The organism is Cohnella kolymensis (assembly GCF_000829465.1).
GTDB classification, from domain to species: Bacteria; Bacillota; Bacilli; order Paenibacillales; family Paenibacillaceae; genus Cohnella; species Cohnella kolymensis.
This window is the reverse complement of sequence record NZ_JXAL01000019.1, coordinates 21,048-41,613: the sequence shown is the minus strand read 5'-3', so window position 1 is coordinate 41,613 and position 20,566 is coordinate 21,048. Positions and strand designations below refer to the sequence as shown.

Sequence of the window (20,566 nt, the reverse complement as noted above, 5' to 3'; positions counted from 1 at the left end):
GGTTCAGCCGCCTTACAGTACATACCGGCAGTAGCCAGTGCTCTCATTCGAACATTTTGCATCATTTCCTCGAATAAAGGAAAACAGAGGAAGTTACAATGTAACTATCCTCTGCGTGTTGGGTAATTACTTGGTAACGTTACGTGCTGCAAATGCTAGGCAGATCCAGCCTGCGATAAAAGCGACGCCTCCGAGAGGGGTAACGGCGCCCAAAATTTTAACGCCGCTTAGCGCCAAAGCATAGAGACTGCCGGAAAACAGCACAATACCAAGCAACAGCAGCCGCGCCGCCCAGACGGCCGCTTTGCGGGACGGCAGCCGGTCGATGAGGGCGGCAACCAGCAAAATGCCTATGGCGTGATACATATGATACTGAACGCCGGTCTGATAAACCTCCAGAGCGTCCTTAGTCAGCCAATCCTTGAGCATATGTGCCCCGAAGGCACCCAAGACGACGGATAACATGGCGGCGACGGCTCCAATTTTTGTATACTTGTTCATATAGGATAGACCTCCTTGTGCAGTCAGCTGCAAACCTTTGATTATCATAACTTGAATGAGGTGAAATGTCATGAGTGAACAAGAACCGTTCGACAACAAGCCGGCTTTCGAACCGGTAAGGGAGCCCAACGCCCCTCTCAAGCACAGCGGGTTCGGCATCGCATCGTTTATCATGGGCATAGTGGGTATACTCGGCTTAATCATCGTCACCACTGTCATTGTGAGCCTGGTTTCATCCACGCTCGATCTCTCCACGCTCGTGGATCCGAACGGCAATCCGACGATGACCGAAGAAGAAATCATCGCCGCTGTCACACCCATTTTGCCCTATATCATTCTGTTCCCCCTTTTCATCGTGATCCATTTCATCGGGCTGATTCTAGGTATTATCGGCCTCGCGCGGGCGGGTTATAGAAAAATGTTCGCGATTATCGGCACCATCCTGAACGGCATGGTACTGCTGCTTGTTTTACTTCTATTGATTATCGGCCTGGCTGCAGGCATGTCGGCGCCATAAAAGCTGTTGACAGGATTCCTTGCTGAACGGAATAATAGAATTAGAATATTGACAGCGCTCTCAGTCATCGGTACAAAAACCAAATGACTTGGGAGGATTCTTAATGAGGTTCAACAAAAAAATCACGGCACTTACTATGGCCTTGCTGTTGGTCATACTGACGCTTGCAGCATGCGGCGGCGGTTCGAACAAGGAAGCGTCCAATTCGCCTTCCGGCAGTGCGCAATCTTCCGCTCCTGCCTCACAGCCGGCTTCGCCGTCCGGATCGGGCGACACGGCAACGAAATTGACGGGCGACTTTGAAATCCAATACTTCGTAGGCGGTTTCGGAGACAAATGGTGGAAAAAAGTCATTGCGGATTTCCAAGCTGCAAATCCGGATCTGAAAATCAAACAATCGGCAGGGCCAAAAATCAACGATCAGAACAAACCGCGCTGGATCGGGGGAAATCCGCCTGATTTCGTATACATTGACGGCGCAGGCATCAATGACCGGCAAATGGTCGAAGACGATCTGCTCGAAGACTTGACGGACTGGATCAAGACGGCTAAGAACATCGACGGCGAACTGATTACAGACCTTTTGGCACAGCCTCCTCAGCAATATGACGGTAAAACCTTCAATATTCCGCTGGTCCTTAATTCTTGGGGTGTTTTCTGGGACAAAAAGCTGTTTGCGGACAAAGGCTGGACGGAACCGACTGATTTCAACTCCTTCATGGAAGTGAGCGAGAAAATCAAAGCGGACGGCGTCACGCCTTTCATCCATACCGGTAAATACCCTTACTACATTAACGGAGCCATTCTATTCCCTGCCATAGTGGCGGCCAATAATAACGACTACTCCATTCTGCAGGACATGGCGGCGAATAAGGTGGAAGCTTTCGAGAAGCCGGCTGTTCTTACCGCACTCAATAAAATCGTCCAAATGCGCGACAAGGGATTCATCGACAAAGCCTCCATTCAAATCAATCACACCGACTCGCAAATGCTGTTCCTGCAGCACAAAGATGCATTTATCCCGAACGGTCTATGGCTGCCTAACGAAATGTCCAAAGATATTCCGGAAGGGTTCGACTTCGGCTTCATTCCTTCCATCACCCATGATGCCGGCGGCAAGGTTGTAGCCAATACATCCACGGCAACCGTAGCGGTGGCCAAGAAAGGCAAAAACAAAGAAGCGGCAAAAGCGTTCCTCCAATTCATCTTCTCGAAAGCGCAAGCTTCCCAGTGGGCTGAGCTCAGCGGCGCCCCTTCGAACATCAAAGGCGATATCAGCAGCTCCAATGCGCCGAACTTCGTTAAAGATGCGGCGAAGTATTTGACCGATGCGAATACTGTCGTCGTTCCGACCATCACGTATAACGCAGACGTGGATAAAGCGATGATGGACGCGACGGATGCGCTGACCATTAAGACGATCACTCCTGAAGAATGGGTTAAGCGCGTAACGGACGTAGTCAAAAAAGCATCGAAGTAAGACTGCGAATTGAAGGCAAGATCAAGCGAAGGGTGATTGGGGCGGCCGCCTTAATCATCCTTCGCGAACTTGAAGGACGGTGAGCGCGGATGTCGACGGGGACGGTCAAGCGGCATAGAAATGTATTTATTATTTCGTTCATCGTTCCTACATTTTTGTTCTTTTGTGTCTTTACCATTTATCCGGTTTTGCAGGCCTTATATTACTCCTTGTTCGATTGGTCCGGCATGTCGGAGACCAAAGACTTTGTCGGACTCGGCAACTTCACAGAAATGTTCAACGATCCGATCGTTTGGCGAGCCATCGGCAACGATTATTTTCTTGTTGCAGGCAAAGTGATCGGCATCATGATCATTGCCACTTTTTTTGCCGTTGCCTTGACGCGCTTCAAATTCAGAATGGCCGGTTTTTTCAGGTCGATATTTTTCATTCCGAATGTCATTTCCGTCGTCGTTATCGGCGTACTGTGGAACTTCATATACAATCCGCAAATCGGGTTTCTTAACGGATTTCTTTCCCTATTTACCGAATCGAAAGTAGATATCACCTGGCTGGGTTTTCCCCAGCATACGATATGGATGCTGCTTCCTCCGTCGATCTGGGCGGGAATCGGGTTTTATATGATTCTCATGATTGCAGCCATTCAGAATATTCCGGCATCCTATTATGAAGCGGCGAATATTGAAGGTGCCGGCCAATGGACGCAGTTTCGCCGGATTACAGTTCCTCTGATATGGGAGCAGATGAAAGTGTCCATCCTGAACATCATGATGACCACACTGAACGGCTCCTTCGTCATCGTCTGGATTATGACCGAGGGCGGGCCGGACAATACGACTCAGGTCATGGGTTCGTACTTGTACCAAATGGCATTCAGGCAATATCACTTCGGCTTCGGAGCCGCAATCGGCGTACTCATACTGGCGCTTTCGCTCATCACGACCGTCGTTCTCCAACGCCTCATGCGTCATGAATCTGTGGAGCTCAGCTGAGGAGGGAGACAAACCGATGAGTGACGGCATCAGAAACCCTGTCGTGAAAGTCATATTCTACGCGCTTCTCATCCTTTGGAGCGTCTCCGTGTTGTATCCGCTGCTCTGGACGCTGCTGGATGCGCTGAAAGACAACGAGCAATTTTTCCTGAACGCGCCATGGGCTCTGCCCAACATGCCGTTGATATGGTCCAATTTTTCCTATGTGTGGGAGAGCTACAGCTTTAACGTCTATTTCGTCAATTCACTCGTCGTAACGATCGGTTCAACACTGCTCGGATTGCTGTTATCCGCAACGACGGCTTATGTGCTGGCGCGATATCAATTTAAGGGAAGCAATGCTTTGTATTTGCTCTATGTATCGTCTATGATGGTTCCTTTCATTCTGGCGCTCATTCCGTTGTTCTTCTTGATGAACTCCATGCATTTGATCAACACGAAGCTTGGACTGATCCTGGTGTATACTTCGAGCGTGCTCGCTTTCGGCATATTTGTGCTCGTCGGCTTTTTCAGATCGCTCCCCAAAGAGCTGGAGGAAGCTTCAATCATGGACGGCGCTTCTTACTACGGAACCTTTTTCCGGGTCATGCTGCCGCTTTCCCAGCCCGGACTCATCACCATCGCCATCATCAACATTTTGAATGTCTGGAACGAGTTCATCATGGGTACGATTCTCGTCAATGACCCGGTACAATACACGCTTCCCGTGCAAATCGCCGTGCTGCAAGCGGAGATGCAATACCGCACCGAGTGGGGTCCGCTTTTTGCGGCGTTGTTCATTATTATCGTGCCTGTATTGCTCGTCTATATTATCTTCCAACGCAGAATAGCCAGCGGTATTACAGCCGGCGCGGTGAAATAAGAATCAGACGAAAAGGGGGCAAGCCGTGTCCACAGAGATCCGTAAACTGCTCATTATGAATACGCTAAGCTCTGTCATCGCTATCTACATCGGGATTTTCGTCAATTTATATATTTGGGAACAGGGTCAGCATGTGTCTGAAGTTTCTCTGTACAACATGTCCATGTTTGTCTGCTGGGGCATAGCGTTCATCGCTGCGGCTAAGCTGCTGACCCGTTATTCTATTCGGCTGCCGCTCGCCGTCTCCGCTGTATGCGGGGCTGCGGCTTTCTTGTATTTGATGTACGTTCACATCGACAACCGAATGCTGTGGATCATACTGCTGGGTGTGCCTGTAGGCTTCATGTTCGGCTTAGCGCAAGCCGTGCAAAGCCTCAGTGTGGCATTGCAGGCCAAAAGCAGCGAGTTTGCACCCTATTTTGCCTATATAAGCGTAACGTTCCAGGTGCTGTCCATGGCTGTCCCTTTCGCAGCGGCCACGGTGATCGACGGTTTCGGTTACGGCGGCTCCTTTTGGCTTATGCTCCTATTCGTGGCGCTGATGCTTGTCTTTTCGGCGTACATGCCGCGCATTACTTTACCGAGCCCGATTGATGCGGAGGACAAGCACGAACACGGAAGATTTCGGTTTCGTACGGCATTCGGTCAACCCGGTTCGATATCGATGTTGTTTTCGCTCCTGGCGGGGGGAGTTTTTCTGCAATTCCAAAATCTGTTTACGCTGCTTTTCACATTCTCCGTTACACAAGACAAGCTGTTAATCGCATTGTTAAACATGCTGTACACCTTATGCGCGATCATAGGTTTCTGGATGTTCCGCAGAGTGAAAATAAGCGAGAGCCGCTGGTTCTGGTTGGGCACTCTTCTGCTCGCTGCCGGTTTCCTGATCGTGCTTCTGCGAGTACCTGCAGCCTTAATTACTTCAAACCTGCTGACCGCCGTGGGGATGATCTTCTTTACAACCGTCTGGAATACCCAGCAGTTCCGGTTTATTCAACACTTAGGCGCCGTTCGGCAAACTTCTTTTCTCGTCTGGAGGGAATGTCTGCTGGTGGCTACCCGCTGCCTGCTCCTTAGTTTAACGCTGTCTTTAACGGAGTTCGCCGGGCGTTGGTTTGTCTTTATTATCACCGTGACGTTAGCTTGTTTGTTTTCCATTCCGATTGCACAGCATCGAGCGCTAAGAATAAAGGGGGAGAAGCCCTTAGAGCAGTTATCGCTCTAAGGGCTTCTCCATTTCGCTTATTTTATCTGAGAACAAAAGCAGTGCGGCTGTGGCCTTCTTTAGTTTTGCTCACTTCCAGTGCAGCCGGGAACGCCTGCTTCAATTCATGGACGTGGGAGATGACTCCGATCATCCGGCCTGCGCGCTGTAAGTCAATTAAGGTGACGATCGCTTTATTCAGAGATTCCTCATCCAAAGAACCGAAGCCTTCGTCGATGAACATCATTTCGATGGATACGCCGCCCTGGTAGGCTTGGATGACATCGGTCATGCCCAGCGCCAGACAAAGTGAGGCGTTAAACTTCTCGCCGCCGGACAGCGACTTCACATCGCGGTTCTGCCCGGTGTATGCATCGTAGACATCCAAGCCGAGGCCGCTTTGCTTGCCGCGGGCTTCCAAGCGGCCGCTTCTTTGGAGGAGGAACTGTCCGTTGGACAGATCTTGAAGCCTCAGATTAGCCGCATTCAGGATCTGGTCCAGAAACTCTATCAAGATATAACGCTCGAACGACATTTTATGAGAATTGTCGCCTTTCATCATCTGATAGATGTCGGCTACTTGCTGCTGCTGCAGCTCCAGCTCTTTGAACTGCTCGTGCGCTTTGGCAATGGCTGTATGAAGCCGCTGGGCTTCCTGCATGTATCTCTGCAGCGTGTGAAGCTCCGTAGAAGCTGCTTCAAGCTCATTCTTAACGACTGCTATCGCTTCATGAAGCTCATCAAGCACCGGCGGCGTTTGCCCGGCCAGCTCTCCCTCCAGCTCTGCGATCTGATGCAGCAGCGAGGAGAAGGTTGACCTGAACTGTTCGATGTGCAGCTTCAGGTTGTTCCGCTGGGCTTCCGGCAGTTTGGCTGCTGCGTACGACTCGGCCGATGCAAAGCCGGATTTGGTCAGTTCTTCCTTGAAGCGGAGCGCGTGTTGCCGGCTTAACTGCTCTGCTTCCGCCAATTGGCCGGTAATTTGAGCGGCATTCGCTTTCTCCTCGACGAGACGAGTGTGCGTCGTTTGCCGCTGCTGCTGCGCTTCTTGCCAGGCTGCAGACAGTTTACGGACAAAAGTCTCCTGTGCACCGATCCTTTCAGCCAATCGTTGCGATGACCTTAACGCTTCCGGAATCCGATTCAGTTCATTGTTCAGAAGCGATTCCTTGGATGTGCGGTCGACCGAAAGTTGATGCTGGCGTGCCAGCAGCTGCTCCCTCTCCGCTTGGAGCTTCTCTAACCGGATGTCCAATTGCGAGATCTGCTGCCTCAACGGCGAAAGACTGTCCGCCTGCCGCCTCATTTGATCCGTCTCTGTCCGGAGCAGCTTGCCCTCAGCTTCCGCTTTCGCAAGCTGCTCCGCAAACGGCTCGGAAGTGATGCCATATTCGGTCATCATTTGTGTTCTTTCGTTCATTCCGGTGCCCGCAGCGGCCGCCTGAGCTTTGGCTTCGCTCAGCTGCTGTTCCGCATGACGAAGCTGTTCCTTGGCGGCTTGAAGCTCCTCCTTGGAAGGGATCAACGAGACCGAAAAGGCTTTATCCGGATGCTCGCTGCTTCCGCAAACCGGACAAGGCATACCGTCATGAAGATGCGCCGCAAGCAGTCCTGCTTGGCCTTCAAGCCACTGTGATTCCAGTTGATCGTGTTCAGCTCGTTTGAGTACAGCAGCTTGCTCCTGCCGTACACTCAGCTCCGAGAGTTCGGCGAGCCGCCTGTCTAATTCCAGCAATTCCTTAAGAAGCTTATATTTCTGCTTCATCCGCTCGTACTGATCGAGCTTCTCCGGAAGCTTGGACGATTCCGCTTCCAGCAATTGCAGCTGCTCGGACTTGCTCCGCTTCTCTTCGCGCAAGGCAGTCAACTGCGCCTCCGATGACTCGCGTTTGGCTTCGCAAGCTTTCTCCTCCGCCAATAATATTTCTACTTCACGCCGCTTTTCGTCCAACGTATGTACGACCGGCACGAGCTCCGTCAGTTTCTGAAGCTCCCTCTCCGCCTCGCGGCGTTCGGGTTCACGCGCCTCCTCGGTTCGAAACCGCTCTTCTGCCAAAGCATGGCCGCTCTCTGCGGTCTCCACTTCCGCAAGCTTCAGCTGCTGCTGGTTCCGCTTCAGTTCAAGCTGACTCTGCGACTCCCTTGCTTGTTCCTCATATGGCTTAATTCTCGAAGCCTGCTCAGCAAGATGCACAGCCTGCTCGCTCTCGTTAATTTCGCTGAGACGCCCCTCCATTAGTTCTTTCTGGGTTCGTTTCTCCGTAAGCTGCATAAACCGGCTGCCGAGTGCCATAGCTTCGCGAAGAGCCGTTTCCTGCAGGCTTAACCGTTCGGCAATCTCGGTCTTGCGCTGTGCCGTCTCAGCCGCCGATGACTCGTAGTGGCTGATTTCCTGCGTTAAACCTTCCAGCAGCTGACCGGCAGAGATGTATTCTTGATCCAGCGTAACAGAAAGCTCACTGCCTTCCCGTTGGGGCAACGTCTCCTCTGCTTGCTTCGTATACACATCCTGCATGGATTTGGCCTGCTTGAGCGCGTCCTGAAGCTCCCGATTGCGCTGATAAAACCGCTCCTCCAGCTTCTTGTACAAGCCCGTCCGGAAAATGCGCCGCAAAATCTCCTCTTTATTTTCCGTATCCGATGTAAGCAGCTTTCGAAATTCACCTTGGGGCAGCATGACGATCTGGCTGAATTGCTCCTGCGTGAGTCCGATCACCGCTTCTACCTTCTGATTGACGTCCGACACGGTAAAACGATCGATACATGGCACCTCTTGCCCCGACGTCGTCTCGTAAAGCTCCGCTTTGCCGCCCGTCTCATTCTTGTTGCTTCCTCTGCGATGAGCCATTTGCCGAAAAATCCGGTAACTGCGCTTGCCGATGGAAAAATGATAATCCACCGCGGTATACACTTCATCGTCCGCGAAGTGGCTGCGCAGCATCCGCGGCTCCGCACGGTCTTCTCCGCTCGCGCACCCGTACAACGCAAAACAGATGGCGTCGAATATGGTGGTTTTGCCCGCGCCGGTGTTGCCGGAGATCACGAACAGCCGCCGATTCTCAAGCAGGCTGAAATCGATCGTTTCCGTATGACGATAGGGGCCGAAAGCCGTCATGCTTAATCGAACAGGCTTCATACCGCTCCCCCTTCCTCTTTCAGAACATCCGCGTACGATTGCGCAAACAGCTTTTGCTTATCCTCCGCCAGCGGTATACCTTTCACTTCTTGATAGAATGACGCGAATAAAGAGACCGGATCAGCCTCGCGCCGGCTGGTTCCCGTCTCCGCACCCTGTTCCAGTGAAGCGCCGCCTGTCGGCAACGCCACCCTGCGCTCCACGTGCAGCGCATTCGGGTAAACGGCACGAACCTTTTCCATCGGGAAAAGAACCGGATTGTCGTTAACCAAGGTGACGAACACGTAATCCTCACACACCGGATGAGTTTCAATTTCCTCAATCGGGGCAATGATCCGCCGCATATCGCGCACCGGCTTAAACTCCCTTTTCTCAACGTGAACCGTGCCATCCCGATCCATTTCCACTATGAAGAAGCCTTTGCGGTGCGTTTCCTCAGAAATCGAATACTTTAACGGAGAACCGGCATATTGAATCGTCTCGTTGGACACGAAATGCGCCTGATGCAGATGGCCTAGCGCCGTATAATGAAACGACTTGAAATATTCGGCATGCACATGATCCGCGCCGCCTACGGACAGCGGCCGTTCGGATTGGCTTGTATTTTCCTGCGGAACGGCTCCCGGCGTGACGAAGGCATGTCCGACAACGACGTGCCGGGCTTGCGGGTCAAGTGCGGACTCCAGTCGGCTTACGACCGCACGCATCGCATCGTCATGAGAGCGAATCTGCTCATCGCCGTATGTATAGCGCACCTGTGCCGGATCCACGTAAGGTATGAGATGAAAGTGCACCTCACCGTGTTGATCGCGCAGAACAACCGGCTTCGTATCCGGCTTCATCTGGCAGACGAGATGCAGTCCTCTCGCTTCCATAATTTTCGTCGCAAAATTAAGCCTGTCCGGACTGTCATGATTGCCGCTCACCGCCAAAATCGGCGTGTTCAGCTCAATTACAATTTTCTGAAACAACTCGTCCAGCAAATCCACCGCTTCCGTCGGAGGCACGGCCCTGTCGTACAAATCACCAGCAATGACGACGGCATCCGGACGCTCCCGCTCAATCGTCTCGATTAACTGCTGCAGCACAAATCGCTGGTCATCCGTCATATAAACGCCCTGCACCAATTTCCCCAAATGCCAATCGGCAGTATGTATAAACTTCATGAGGCCTTTGTTCCCCCTTTTATTCTCGACACCGTTCTTCTCTATTTTAATCTATCAACGCGACATATGGCAGTCATCGAATGTATGTTCTTTTTACCAGCGACCGAGTACCCCAAGAACGCACACATCGTTTGCCCCCGATTGAATATATTGAATAATACACATCCGCAAAAAATAGCGACAGGGGGTGTCTGGCTATGAATCATCATTCGTTCATTTTGTCCCGGGAAGATTGGTCCCTGCACCGCAAAGGTTATCAGGATCAAGCGCGCCATCAGCAAAAGGTCAGAGATGCCATCAAGCAAAACCTGCCCGATCTCATTTCCGAAGAAAATATAGTGATGTCCGACGGCCGCCAGATCATCAAAATCCCGATCAGGAGCTTGGATGAATACCGGTTCGTCTTTAATACGAATAAGAAAAAACATGTCGGCCAAGGCAACGGAGACAGCCAGGTAGGAGACGTGATCGGAGTTGATCCGACACCTGCGAAAGGCAAAGGAGAAGGAGCCGGCTCAGAGCCCGGGGATGATGTCGTCGAAGCCGAAATTTCAATTGCCGATCTGGAGAATATGCTTTTGAGGAGCTCGAGCTCCCCTACTTGAAACGTAAGGACAAAGAGCAGATTGAAATTACCGAGGTACGCTTCACCGATGTGCGGCGCAAGGGCATCATGTCGAACATCGACAAGAAGCGGACGATCCTTGAGAATTTGAGGCGTAACTCGCGTGAGGGTCGGCCTGAAATTGCCGGCATTTCACCGGACGATCTGCGATTTAAGACGTGGGAAGAGATTATAAAGCCGCAAAATAATGCAGTCATTCTGGCTATGATGGATACGTCGGGTAGTATGGGATCGTTCGAGAAATACTGCGCGCGTTCGTTCTTTTTCTGGATGACAAGGTTCCTAAGGCGGCAATATGAAAAGGTGGACATTGTGTTCATCGCGCATCATACGGAGGCCAAAGAGGTTACCGAGGAAGAGTTCTTCAACCGTGGAGAAAGCGGCGGTACCATCTGTTCGTCCGCCTACTTGAAAGCGCTAGAGATTATTGAGACGAGGTATCCGCCGGCCAGCTACAATATTTATCCGTTCCACTTCTCAGACGGCGACAACTTGACGAGCGACAACGAGCGCTGCGTACGGCTGATTCAAGAGCTGCTCAAGCGCGCCAATATCTTCGGTTATGGTGAAGTCAACCAGTACAACCGGAGCAGCACACTGATGTCGGCATATAAGCACTTGGATAACCCACAGTTTCTGTATTATGTGATCAAGGAGAAAGGCGAGATTTATAATGCGCTAAAGACGTTCTTCCGTAAGCGGGAGGCAGCTGTGTGAAATAATAACCGGCAACCGTAAAATCCGAAGGTCGCAATACCGTATGCCTTCACTGATGATAGTTCATGCTGGGCATATGAAAACGGCAGTCCCAAACTTGGGACTGCCTTTGATATTGCATGATAGGCATATTACAATTCTGACAAATATGGAATCGAATCCTGTGCTCCCAGCCGAGTCACGGAAATGGCTGAAGCATGCTGGGCAATGTCAACAGCTTCATCCATAGTTTTGCCGGCCGTGATCATCGCCGCCAGCGTGCCGGAGAACGTATCCCCTGCGGCTGTCGTATCGACGGCGTTCACTTTACGGCCTTCCTTGTACACATTCTCCGTGCCGTTAAAATAGACGACACCTTTCTCTCCGAGCGTAATGAGAGGGTATCTTATGCCCTTCTCACGTAACCGATTCAACGCCGCGAATGCATCCTCCGTATTCAGAACCGTTACATTCGTATAGAGCTTGCACTCAATTTCGTTAGGAGTGAAATAATCCACACCCCGTAACAGAGCTTCATCAAGCGGGATCGCCGGAGCCGGATTCAGGAAAATGGGCACCTTGCCCATGGCCAGCTCGATTGTTTTGTATACGGAAACCAAAGGAATTTCCAGCTGCAGCATAACAGCAGATGCCGACAGAATTTCTTCACGGAAGCGTTCGATATACGCCGGCGTTACCCGGTTATTGGCGCCGCCGTCGAGAATGATGCGGTTATTTCCATCGCAGACCGTGATGGCGGCCACTCCGGTGTTGACGCCGGTCTCCACCGTCAGATAATTATGGTGCACACGGAATTTGGACAGGTTATGCAGGATGGATTGCCCGAAAATATCATCCCGACCTTCCCCAGCAACCACGTTTCCGCGCCCATGTTCGCGCAAGCAACCGCCTGATTGGCTCCTTTGCCCCCGCCGGACAGGAAAAATCCGCTACCGTGAAGGGTTTCTCCCGTTTCCGGGATTCGAGGCGTCTGCATGACCATATCCATATTGGCGCTGCCGATTACGATTATTTTCATACTAAATCTCCGTCAATCTGATTTGACTAAAATAGGTTCTGGCCGCATCCCGCGTACTAACACCGAACATGCCGTAGCCGAATGTATCATCGGAATGCTGCAGGACTTGCTGTCCATCGATCGACAACGTAATGACGTTGCCCTGAACGGTCACCTGGCATTCATACGTTTGATTATTCTGCCATGGGAAAACGGCTCCCGTTAACTTCCGATAACCAAAATCATTGATAAACAGGGAAACTTGATTCTCCCCGTCAAAGCCGACATGGTATCCGCGTTGTGCGCCCTGCGCCCGAACAGCCACCATATGGGAATGCCCGTTTTGCGGATTCAACTTTACGGACACGGAATAGTCGGTCGCGAAATAGTTGCCCGTATACGCGTCGCAGGCCTCCGCGGTCATCAGGTACATCGCGCCGTCCGCAAGACTCCATGCGCCGTGGTTATGGGCGAAAGGCGTCACACAGCCGAAGTTAACCGCCTGTTTGGCAAAGTCGATGGCGTAATCCGCCTTGCCATAGATTCTGAATTCGTCGATGAAGATACGGCCGAGGCTCTTGAATTTGCCCGGAGAATAACCTTCCAGCACGATCCCGACTTCGTCGATTAACTCTCCTTCGGAATCGGGAATCTGGAACTCCACATGCAGCCACTCGTTGTTCACGAGCTTCTGATAACCCTGCAGCAAGTCTTTTTTGCTTTTGGCCAATCGGACGTACGGCGCAAAACCCGCCATTTCATTGCCGTTCCATTGGTCGAGATAAATCTGCATGGATACAGTTTGACCGGAGTAGGCTTTGGGCGCGAACGTCGGCGAATACCGTTCATCGTTAAACTCGTCACGGTTATAGAAAGGCTTGTAATAGATTTTGCATTGATCGCCCCTCACCATGCGGTCAAAGAGCACTTGCAGCGAACCCGTCCCTTGATAAGCCTTCTCCGTGGAATGCTTGGCTTCGCACAGGAACGAATCCGAGACTCGGATATTGTGCGTCGAACCCGGCAGCTCGAAATCAAAATAGATTTCCCGGTCGGTAAAGCTGTCACGCAGCGCTTGCGGACATTCCTCGCCCGCCAGTCGGTAGCCCAGAATGGCCAATTCTTTCGCATACGTCGGAATGTCAAGGATATTCAAATAGCCGGAGATACCGGACATCACGATAGAATCGTTGATCGGCTTGCGGTATTTGTCGGAGATTCCGTCCAGTCCGCAGGCGACGCCCAGAACGGTGCCAACGTTGCCGGCATTGCAATCCGTGTCCCATCCGCACATGGTTGCGATTTCAACCGTGCGGTTAAAGTCTCCCTGGCCGTAAATGAGCGCCAAAATACACACACCCGCATTCGGGATCATATGGCAGACGCCCGGATACTTGTCATAGCCCCAGTCTCTTTCCAGCATATCGCGGCAGGCTCTGAAGTCTTCCGGTTGCTCCTGATGGAATGCCAATACTACCCGTGCCACCTTCAAATAAGTAGAGTCCGCCGGCACCTGCCCGAGTCCCGCCTCTATAATCTCGTTTATATCACTCGTTACAAAAGCTTTCGCAATGGCTGCGCAGAAAAATCTCGCTCCCCACACGCCTTCTCCATCGTGCGATACCCGGGCTGCTGCCTCGCCATAATCGGCGGCCTTCTTCGGATTCCCTGGGTTGACCAATCCCCACGTATCGATAAAGATTTGACCGCCGATCTGCTCGGCGATGACTTTCCCGTTCTGGGCCATCGAGCCGGATTGCGGAGCCGGAATGCCCTTCTTCAAATTGATGTAGGCGGTATGCTCCGTGCTGACCCCGTATCCGCCCCACCAGAACATGCCGACGCCTTCACGCGCATAATTCAGCCATGCCCGCGCCACGTCGTTCGGGGTGATCTCACGGTCTTTGGCATCATCATACAACGCGCGCAAAAAATAGTACGGCCCGTTCGCATCGTCATCCGCCGCGAAGTTCTTAAAATCTTTCACATAGTCCGTGATGTCTCCATAGGTATTTTTGATTCTTTCATAACTCCAAATAGTAGGCTCAACGGGCGCGCCCAGCCGGATGCCGATGTTCATGCCCAAATAGCCGGAATACACTTTCTCTAAGTAGTTTGCAGGGATCATTATGTACACCTTCCTTATTTCATCAATCGGATTTGTTGTTGTCTAAGCTCATGCGCGTTCAGGTCTTGTTTGATGATATCGGAGGCAGCTTCGGCAAAACGAATACTGTTGATTTCGAGATTTTGTTGATTCACCGTTTCCAATCTTTCAATATCCTCAGCGGGGATGGCTGTAACGCCGTGCTTAGCCCCCAATATGGCGCCGATCATGACGCCGATTGAATCCGTATCACGTCCGGAGCTTACGCCGTCCTTGACCGCTTCTGTTAAGTCTCCGTCATGCAGCACCATATATGCCAGAGCGAGCGGCAGTTCTTCAATGGAAAACAGGCGGCTCGGAGTATAGTGATTTGTAGGAATGCCTAGTTTCCCGATGCCCCGGTTCACATCATCGCCCATCGGAGAATACTTTCCGATCACTTCATGAAAACGGCTGACGACCGCATCACGGTCATCCTTACGATCTTTCATGCTGGCTGCAGCCTCGTAGAGATCATGTATCGCCCGCTTGGTGCCGTCTTTCGCATACCGCAGCCCGGTATCCACAATATCTTCAACCGTAACGTCCGGCTCGAACGCCTTCGCGACGCAGCAAGCCATCACGCCGGCCGCCTCGAGACCGTAACTGATCTGGTGTCCCGTAGCGAACAAGATGGCTTCATCATATGCGCCTTTGGGATTGCAGGCGTTCACAACACCGACCGGGGCGATGTACATGGCCGCGCCGCAATTCACCATATTGCCGTAACCCCCTTCGCGGGGTTCGCAATTGGCCAGGACATGTCGATTAAAAATATGCTTTTCAGGATAGAACAGTCGGTCCAATATCAACGCCTCTTTGCCGAACTCCGGAATATAACGGGGCCGGAAGGCGATCTCTTTCACGAATTCGTTGGCCATATCATAGGCATCCAAGTGGCGCTGTTCCGTCATATATACATTCATCAGCGCCAACGTCATGAGCGTATCGTCGGTCACAATCCCGTGACCGCGCATCCGCGACAGCCTGTCGCGTTCCGCAAAATCGGCCTTCCACCATCTTGTATCCGTCGTTTCAATTCTTCCGTACTTGTCCTTGATATCGCCGTAGGTCAGTTTTTCAACCACCGCTCCCATGGCATCTCCGTAGGCGGTGCCAAAAACAACTCCTTTGACTCTTTCTGCAAATGAAATCATCCCGGTTTCACTCCCTGCTCTTTCAGTAAAAAGTGTGGGGCGCGAGCGCCCCACACCCGGCAATCCTCTTATTTCAATATGGTGTTGGCATAATCCGTAACTTCCTTACCGCCTGCCGCATTCCAATCTTGCACGAACTTGTCGAAGTCGGCAGCTTTTCCGACTACATAGTTCGCCGCAAACTCATTATAAATCGCGAGACTGGCATCCCATTTACTGCTGAGATCGGAGGGGATGACGAATACGTTGTCTTTGGTGGACATGGCGCCAAACATTTCCATCGATTTTACCGCAGGTTCGGACAGGTAAGGTGTCGACGGATCAAATTCTTGAGCGGGCTTGAAGTTTTCCATGTTTTCCACGAAGTGAGGATACCATGCGGCAAACTTCTCAGTCAGCTTGATCTTTCCGCCCTCGAGGGTATACTCCTCGCCCTCGATGCCCAGCTTATCGATCATTTGGCCTTCCGGGCTGGCCATGTATTCCAGGACGGCAAATGCAAGATCTTTGTGCTCGGACGTGCTGGCAATTGCCATTCCGCGGGATTCCTTGCTGACGTCTACCGGCAAATAGCCTTGCGCTTTGCCTTTGGCCGGCGGAAGCACCATAACCTTCGCCGCTTCACCGTTCTGTCCTACCGTTTTCGTATTGTAAATATCGATGATTTTGCCTTGTGTGCCTGCCATGACCGCCGCTTCACCGTCATAGAAAGCTTTCTCCTTCGTATCCCACTTCTTGGTCAGGAATTCGGGGTCAAGCAGTCCTTCCTTGTAAAGCTTCGCATAAAAGTCCAGCTTTTCTTTCTCAGCCTGCGTCGTGGATGCAAACGCATACTTGCCATCGGCGCCCTTAATCCAGGTGGAAGTCAACCCGAAAGCTTGGTTGAACATGACGTCGATTTCCGGAAGAAGTCCTGCGACGGTGTAGACATATTTCGCGCCGCTGACTTCTTTAAGTTCTTTGAAGAAACTGTAGTAGTTGTCGATCGTCGGATTTTCCAGCAGCGCTTTGCCGGATGCCGTCTTATCGAACCAGTCCTGACGCACGACCGGAACTTGGGCTCTCATCGGGGCCATCCAGATCAGGTAAGGATAGTTTTTCATTCTCTCATTGTTGAGCTCGCTCAAGGAAGCTTTGACGTGCGTAGATTTCTCGATATAAGGAGTCAGATCCTCGAGAATCTTCTGATTCATAGCAAAATTATAGTCTCCGCCTTGGAAATAGATCAGGTCGGGAATCGTGCCGCTTTGGAGCAGCAGTCCCAATTTTTCCGAATATGTGCCGGCTTGCACCGGGACGATTTCCAGCTTGATCGGGGTTCCCTGCTTCGCCATTCCATCTTCGATCGCTTTGACCAGCTTTAAGCTGTTCGGATCCTCCGGTGGTAAATCCTTGTAGACCAACTTGAGCGTGACAGGCTCTTTGCTGTCTGCGCCGGCCGCGGAAGCTGATGACGACGGGGAACCCGACGCGCCTTCATTTCCATTGCCTCCGTTCTTACTGCACGCGGTTATAAGCAGCAGACTTGCAACCAGGATGAATAATACCTTTTTCATACTTCTTATGCCTCCCCAGTTTCTTGTTTGATTTATTCTTTCACGCCGCCCTCCATCACTCCGCTGGTGTAATACTTCAGAATGATGGGATACAGCAAAAGAATCGGAACCATGGCAACCACGATGGTCGCTGCCTTCAAGGCGGAGAAATCGAGCTGAGCAACACTGTTGTTACTCAGCAGCGATGCTGCACTGACTAATGCCGTGGTGTCATTATCAACGACAAATTGACGAAGCAAGACTTGCAGTACGGTATTGTCACGGCTGGATAGAAAAATGCTCGATTTGAAAAATTCATTCCAGCGGGCCACGGCGTAAAACATGCCGATGGTAAGGAGCGGAATTTTGGACAGCGGCAGTACGATCCGAACAAATATTTTCATATGGCCCGCGCCGTCAATTTTTGCCGCTTCGATCAGAGAGTCCGGAATGTCTTCCATGAAACGCATCATAATGATCAGGTAGAATACGTTAATCGTACGGTAAAGCACCATGGACCAAAGACTGTCGAGCAGTTGCAAGTCTTTCATCACCATATATTCCGGAACGATGCCGGGCTCAAGGATCATGAAAATGATCAGACAAATCATCAGCGGCGTTTTGCCGACCAGATTCTTGCGTGTCAGCACATATGCAGAAATCGTGGTGAAAAAAATGCTGAGACAGGTACCCACAATGGTGATGAACAAAGAGTTTAGAAGTGCCTTGCCGACAATGGCATTGCTCAGCACCACTTCAAAATGAATGAAAGAAAACCCTTTGGGCAGCAAATCATAGCCTTTCATCAAATGGACCTTACCCGGATCCGACAATGCTCTGGCAAACAAGTTCACAATCGGGACGAACATCGTCAGGGTAATGACACTGAGCACAAGCCCGATCATGAATTTAGAAACGGTCATTTTTCTCCCTACCACTGTTACACCTCCTTACCATGCGCCTTTGGAAGTCAATTTTTTGGATATGAAATGCGTGGACAGCACAAGGACAACCCCGATGATGCTCTTGAACAAGTTGGCTGCCGTCGCGAAGGAATATTCCCCATTGACCAGGCCGACACGGTAAACGTAAGTATCGATGATGTCGATATGGCTGTTGACTGAAACGTTGGTGAAGTTCAGCACCTGATCCAGACCCGCGTTCATGATGAAGCCCACGTTCAGAATAAAGATGGTCACCATCGGAACATACAGGTGAGGCAGTACGATGCGGGTTACGATCTGCCAGCGGTTCGCGCCGTCGGAATAGGCCGCTTCATACAGGCTGGGGCTGATGCCCAGAATCGCCGCGAAGAATAGGATCGAGTCCCAGCCGATGCCTCGCCATGCCTCACTGGCTACGAGTACCCAGCGGATGGCACTTTTGTCCGTTAGAAAGTCATGCGCAGGCAATCCGAATAACTTGAGCAGTTCATTAATGGCCCCTGTCGAAGGCGATAGAAATTCGAACCATACTCCGGCAATGACGACCCAAGACAGGAAATGGGGCAGGTACGAGACGACCTGAATCGCTTTGCGGAACCGCCCGTTATGAAACTCATTGAGCATCAGCGCGAACAGGATCGGGATAGGGAAAATAAGAATCAATTTCATAGCACTGATGACGAGCGTATTGGTGAGAACGGTTGCAAACACCGGTGTACTGAACAGACTGTTGAAGTATTTCATGCCGACGTAGACATGTTCGCCGATAATGCGATAGTCGTAGAAGGCCAGCTTCATGCCGTAGATCGGCAGGATATGAAAGAGGGTAAAGAAGACAGCGGCCGGCAGCAGCATGAGGTACAGTACCCAATCGGTCCACATTTTCCTCAGCTTGTAACCCATCATAGATCCACTTCCATTTCCATCAGCGGTGCATGCTGTTGGGCGCCATACACGTCCCGGTCCAGAAACGTGCCGGAGGAAACTTTACGTGCAAACGTAATTTTAAAGCCGAGCGCCTGGTCGAAGAAAACGATATGGGAGATGAGATCCGGCGATATATTGTATAGCTCGGATACTTTTTCTCTGTTGATCAGCCCGGAATCTTTGATTTTGTAATAAACCGCAGGATCGTGAAAAAGGGCATCTACTGTAATTTCAAAAGGTCCGCTGTTCTTGCTTCGGAGTACAGCCGCAGCATCATATAACTTCATGTTTTACACCTCTGCGTATTCGTTGTGGAACATCTCAAGTCCGTCCGCAACTTCCATCAAGTGATACACGGAAAATTCGTACACGGCGCCGAACGGCACATCGCTCGGGGCAAACGGGAAAGCAAGATTGCCGGCGGTGGATTTCCTTCCTTCATAGCCATAGTGCAGGAAGGTGGATCTGACTGAGCTGCAGATTGCGCTGGCAAGCTCTTGCGTGGCGGCGATGACTTCGAACACAATACCAAGCTCATGGGCCGGGTTCTGCGCGGGCTCAAGCTCACCCATAACCCCGTTTAATCCATAGTTGATAAAGTTAATTTGGTATTCCTCAGGCGGAATTTCACCGTAGTATTCGATCACCTGCTGCCTGACCAGCTCTTCCACTTCCTCAATCCGCGAGACGAGCATCGGATCCCGTACACCGGCAACGACAAAGGTACGATAGGCCACTTTCATGGCGCCTTCCAGCTTGATCTTGTACACCGGTGTCTCCACGATCCGGCTGCCCCTCACCTCTACACTATCCTCTTCGATTTCAGTGAAGACGCAGTCTTCCAGGTCTAGCACCAATCCCGGTCCATGCAGGATATACGGATGATCCTTCTCATAAAAGGTATGGGCGGCCACCGAAACGGCTGTACACCTACGGCTGTCGTTAAGCGGTTTCACAATGAACGAGTCTTTCTTGAGAATCCCGAGAATGCAGTCTTTCGTAGTTCCCGGTTCAGCGCAAAGGGCTGAGCATTCCAAGATTTTCCCCAAATGATAGGCAAGCGCGGTATCGAAACCATGAAACATCGCCACTGCCGCGAAAGGTGAGGGATCATAGGCCCGCCCGCAGATGATGATGTCAGCTTGCTCCTTCAAGGCGGCTATGACCGGTTCATGTCCCATTTGTGCGACAATACCGGTTGTAGCCTGCAGCCGTTCTTTCGTTAAAGGTTTCACCGTTAATCCCAGCGGCGCGCATTTACCTTCCTGCAGCTTGGCTTCTACAATCTCATGAGGAATGTCCGCCCATATCGTAGCCAGCTTGAGACCCTGTATTCCGTGCTCACGCAAAATATCAAGAACAATCGACCGTGTCCATTCTACCTGCGATTTGGAGCCGCTTCCACCCGCCGATCCGATAATGATCGGAATACCGGCCGCAACACCTGCCGTAATGATGATTTCCAAATCTTTTTTGCATGCCTGCTTGCTGACGATCGCAGTATCCGCGCCCAGTTTATGCGGCCCGGCATCCGTGCTCCCAGCATCGACCACAATAGCGTCCGGACGGTATTCCATACCTTTAATGAACGAAGACTTTGGAAACCCGTATCCAAGCATCCCGCAAGGCGCCAAAATTTTGAATTCTTCCATTGTTGTCA

15 protein-coding genes and 2 pseudogenes are annotated in these 20,566 nt (G+C 51.4%); 6 read left to right on the top strand and 11 right to left on the bottom strand.

Translation table 11 applies throughout. The annotated features are described in order from the left end of the window. Positions 1–126 precede the first annotated feature (126 nt). Entirely contained in the window at positions 127–501 is a 375-nt protein-coding gene (locus tag SD71_RS12760; RefSeq protein ID WP_041063800.1) for a DUF423 domain-containing protein, read from the bottom strand. A gap of 70 nt (positions 502–571) precedes the next feature. On the opposite strand from SD71_RS12760, the gene SD71_RS12755 reads away from it, so the two are divergent. The 5 genes from SD71_RS12755 to SD71_RS12735 all read left to right on the top strand — a co-directional run bounded on the left by SD71_RS12755 (position 572) and on the right by SD71_RS12735 (position 5,577). Next, positions 572–1,018 carry a hypothetical protein gene (locus SD71_RS12755; protein WP_041063797.1) on the top strand — a complete coding sequence of 149 codons (447 nt, stop codon included), beginning with the start codon at positions 572–574 and terminating at the stop codon, positions 1,016–1,018. Positions 1,019–1,121: 103 nt separating this feature from the next. Next, positions 1,122–2,498: an ABC transporter substrate-binding protein gene (locus SD71_RS12750; RefSeq protein ID WP_041063796.1), complete on the top strand. Its 1,377-nt coding sequence runs from the start codon at positions 1,122–1,124 to the stop codon at positions 2,496–2,498. 89 nt (positions 2,499–2,587) lie between these two features. After that, positions 2,588–3,490 carry a carbohydrate ABC transporter permease gene (locus tag SD71_RS12745; RefSeq protein WP_041063795.1) on the top strand — a complete coding sequence of 301 codons (903 nt, stop codon included), beginning with the start codon at positions 2,588–2,590 and terminating at the stop codon, positions 3,488–3,490. Positions 3,491–3,506: 16 nt separating this feature from the next. After that, positions 3,507–4,352: a carbohydrate ABC transporter permease gene (locus SD71_RS12740; RefSeq protein ID WP_041063794.1), complete on the top strand. Its 846-nt coding sequence runs from the start codon at positions 3,507–3,509 to the stop codon at positions 4,350–4,352. A 25-nt stretch (positions 4,353–4,377) separates the two neighbouring features. Beyond that, complete coding sequence (locus SD71_RS12735; protein WP_052476223.1) at positions 4,378–5,577, top strand: MFS transporter; 1,200 nt, start codon at positions 4,378–4,380, stop codon at positions 5,575–5,577. A gap of 22 nt (positions 5,578–5,599) precedes the next feature. Here SD71_RS12735 and SD71_RS12730 read toward each other — a convergent pair whose 3' ends face one another. Next, positions 5,600–8,692, bottom strand: coding sequence for an AAA family ATPase (locus tag SD71_RS12730; protein ID WP_041063793.1), 3,093 nt, complete (start codon positions 8,690–8,692; stop codon positions 5,600–5,602). Next, complete coding sequence (locus SD71_RS12725; RefSeq protein WP_041063792.1) at positions 8,689–9,858, bottom strand: exonuclease SbcCD subunit D; 1,170 nt, start codon at positions 9,856–9,858, stop codon at positions 8,689–8,691. Before SD71_RS12725 ends, SD71_RS12730 begins: the two co-directional genes overlap by 4 nt. 197 nt (positions 9,859–10,055) lie before the next feature. Here SD71_RS12725 and yhbH point away from each other — a divergent pair. Further along, positions 10,056–11,200, top strand: a pseudogene (yhbH, locus tag SD71_RS12720) (sporulation protein YhbH). 131 nt (positions 11,201–11,331) lie between these two features. Here yhbH and SD71_RS12715 read toward each other — a convergent pair. The 8 genes and pseudogenes from SD71_RS12715 to SD71_RS12680 form a co-directional block, all read right to left on the bottom strand. After that, positions 11,332–12,176 (bottom strand): annotated as a pseudogene (locus SD71_RS12715) (ribokinase). Positions 12,177–12,219: 43 nt separating this feature from the next. Next, positions 12,220–14,325, bottom strand: a complete 2,106-nt coding sequence (locus tag SD71_RS12710) for an ADP-ribosylglycohydrolase family protein (RefSeq protein ID WP_041063791.1) — start codon at positions 14,323–14,325, stop codon at positions 12,220–12,222. Positions 14,326–14,339: 14 nt separating this feature from the next. Continuing rightward, positions 14,340–15,500: an ADP-ribosylglycohydrolase family protein gene (locus tag SD71_RS12705; RefSeq protein WP_041063790.1), complete on the bottom strand. Its 1,161-nt coding sequence runs from the start codon at positions 15,498–15,500 to the stop codon at positions 14,340–14,342. Positions 15,501–15,568: 68 nt separating this feature from the next. Continuing rightward, positions 15,569–17,056, bottom strand: a complete 1,488-nt coding sequence (locus SD71_RS12700; protein ID WP_041063789.1) for an extracellular solute-binding protein — start codon at positions 17,054–17,056, stop codon at positions 15,569–15,571. Between the two features lie 32 nt (positions 17,057–17,088). Then, positions 17,089–17,973: a carbohydrate ABC transporter permease gene (locus tag SD71_RS12695; protein ID WP_052476222.1), complete on the bottom strand. Its 885-nt coding sequence runs from the start codon at positions 17,971–17,973 to the stop codon at positions 17,089–17,091. A 12-nt stretch (positions 17,974–17,985) separates the two neighbouring features. After that, positions 17,986–18,885 carry an ABC transporter permease gene (locus tag SD71_RS12690; RefSeq protein WP_041063788.1) on the bottom strand — a complete coding sequence of 300 codons (900 nt, stop codon included), beginning with the start codon at positions 18,883–18,885 and terminating at the stop codon, positions 17,986–17,988. Further along, a complete protein-coding gene (locus SD71_RS12685) occupies positions 18,882–19,193 on the bottom strand; it encodes a DUF4387 domain-containing protein (protein WP_041063787.1) in 312 nt (103 codons plus the stop codon). The genes SD71_RS12690 and SD71_RS12685 overlap by 4 nt, the downstream gene beginning before the upstream one ends. 3 nt (positions 19,194–19,196) lie before the next feature. Continuing rightward, complete coding sequence (locus SD71_RS12680; protein WP_041063786.1) at positions 19,197–20,558, bottom strand: acyclic terpene utilization AtuA family protein; 1,362 nt, start codon at positions 20,556–20,558, stop codon at positions 19,197–19,199. Positions 20,559–20,566 lie beyond the last annotated feature (8 nt).

Coding starts and splice junctions, on each gene's coding strand:
- SD71_RS12760 (WP_041063800.1), bottom strand. CDS start 501: ATGAACAAGTATACAAAAATTGGAGCCGTCGCCGCCATGTTATCCGTC.
- SD71_RS12755 (WP_041063797.1), top strand. CDS start 572: ATGAGTGAACAAGAACCGTTCGACAACAAGCCGGCTTTCGAACCGGTA.
- SD71_RS12750 (WP_041063796.1), top strand. CDS start 1,122: ATGAGGTTCAACAAAAAAATCACGGCACTTACTATGGCCTTGCTGTTG.
- SD71_RS12745 (WP_041063795.1), top strand. CDS start 2,588: ATGTCGACGGGGACGGTCAAGCGGCATAGAAATGTATTTATTATTTCG.
- SD71_RS12740 (WP_041063794.1), top strand. CDS start 3,507: ATGAGTGACGGCATCAGAAACCCTGTCGTGAAAGTCATATTCTACGCG.
- SD71_RS12730 (WP_041063793.1), bottom strand. CDS start 8,692: ATGAAGCCTGTTCGATTAAGCATGACGGCTTTCGGCCCCTATCGTCAT.
- SD71_RS12725 (WP_041063792.1), bottom strand. CDS start 9,858: ATGAAGTTTATACATACTGCCGATTGGCATTTGGGGAAATTGGTGCAG.
- SD71_RS12710 (WP_041063791.1), bottom strand. CDS start 14,325: ATGATCCCTGCAAACTACTTAGAGAAAGTGTATTCCGGCTATTTGGGC.
- SD71_RS12705 (WP_041063790.1), bottom strand. CDS start 15,500: ATGATTTCATTTGCAGAAAGAGTCAAAGGAGTTGTTTTTGGCACCGCC.
- SD71_RS12700 (WP_041063789.1), bottom strand. CDS start 17,056: ATGAAAAAGGTATTATTCATCCTGGTTGCAAGTCTGCTGCTTATAACC.
- SD71_RS12690 (WP_041063788.1), bottom strand. CDS start 18,885: ATGATGGGTTACAAGCTGAGGAAAATGTGGACCGATTGGGTACTGTAC.
- SD71_RS12685 (WP_041063787.1), bottom strand. CDS start 19,193: ATGAAGTTATATGATGCTGCGGCTGTACTCCGAAGCAAGAACAGCGGA.
- SD71_RS12680 (WP_041063786.1), bottom strand. CDS start 20,558: ATGGAAGAATTCAAAATTTTGGCGCCTTGCGGGATGCTTGGATACGGG.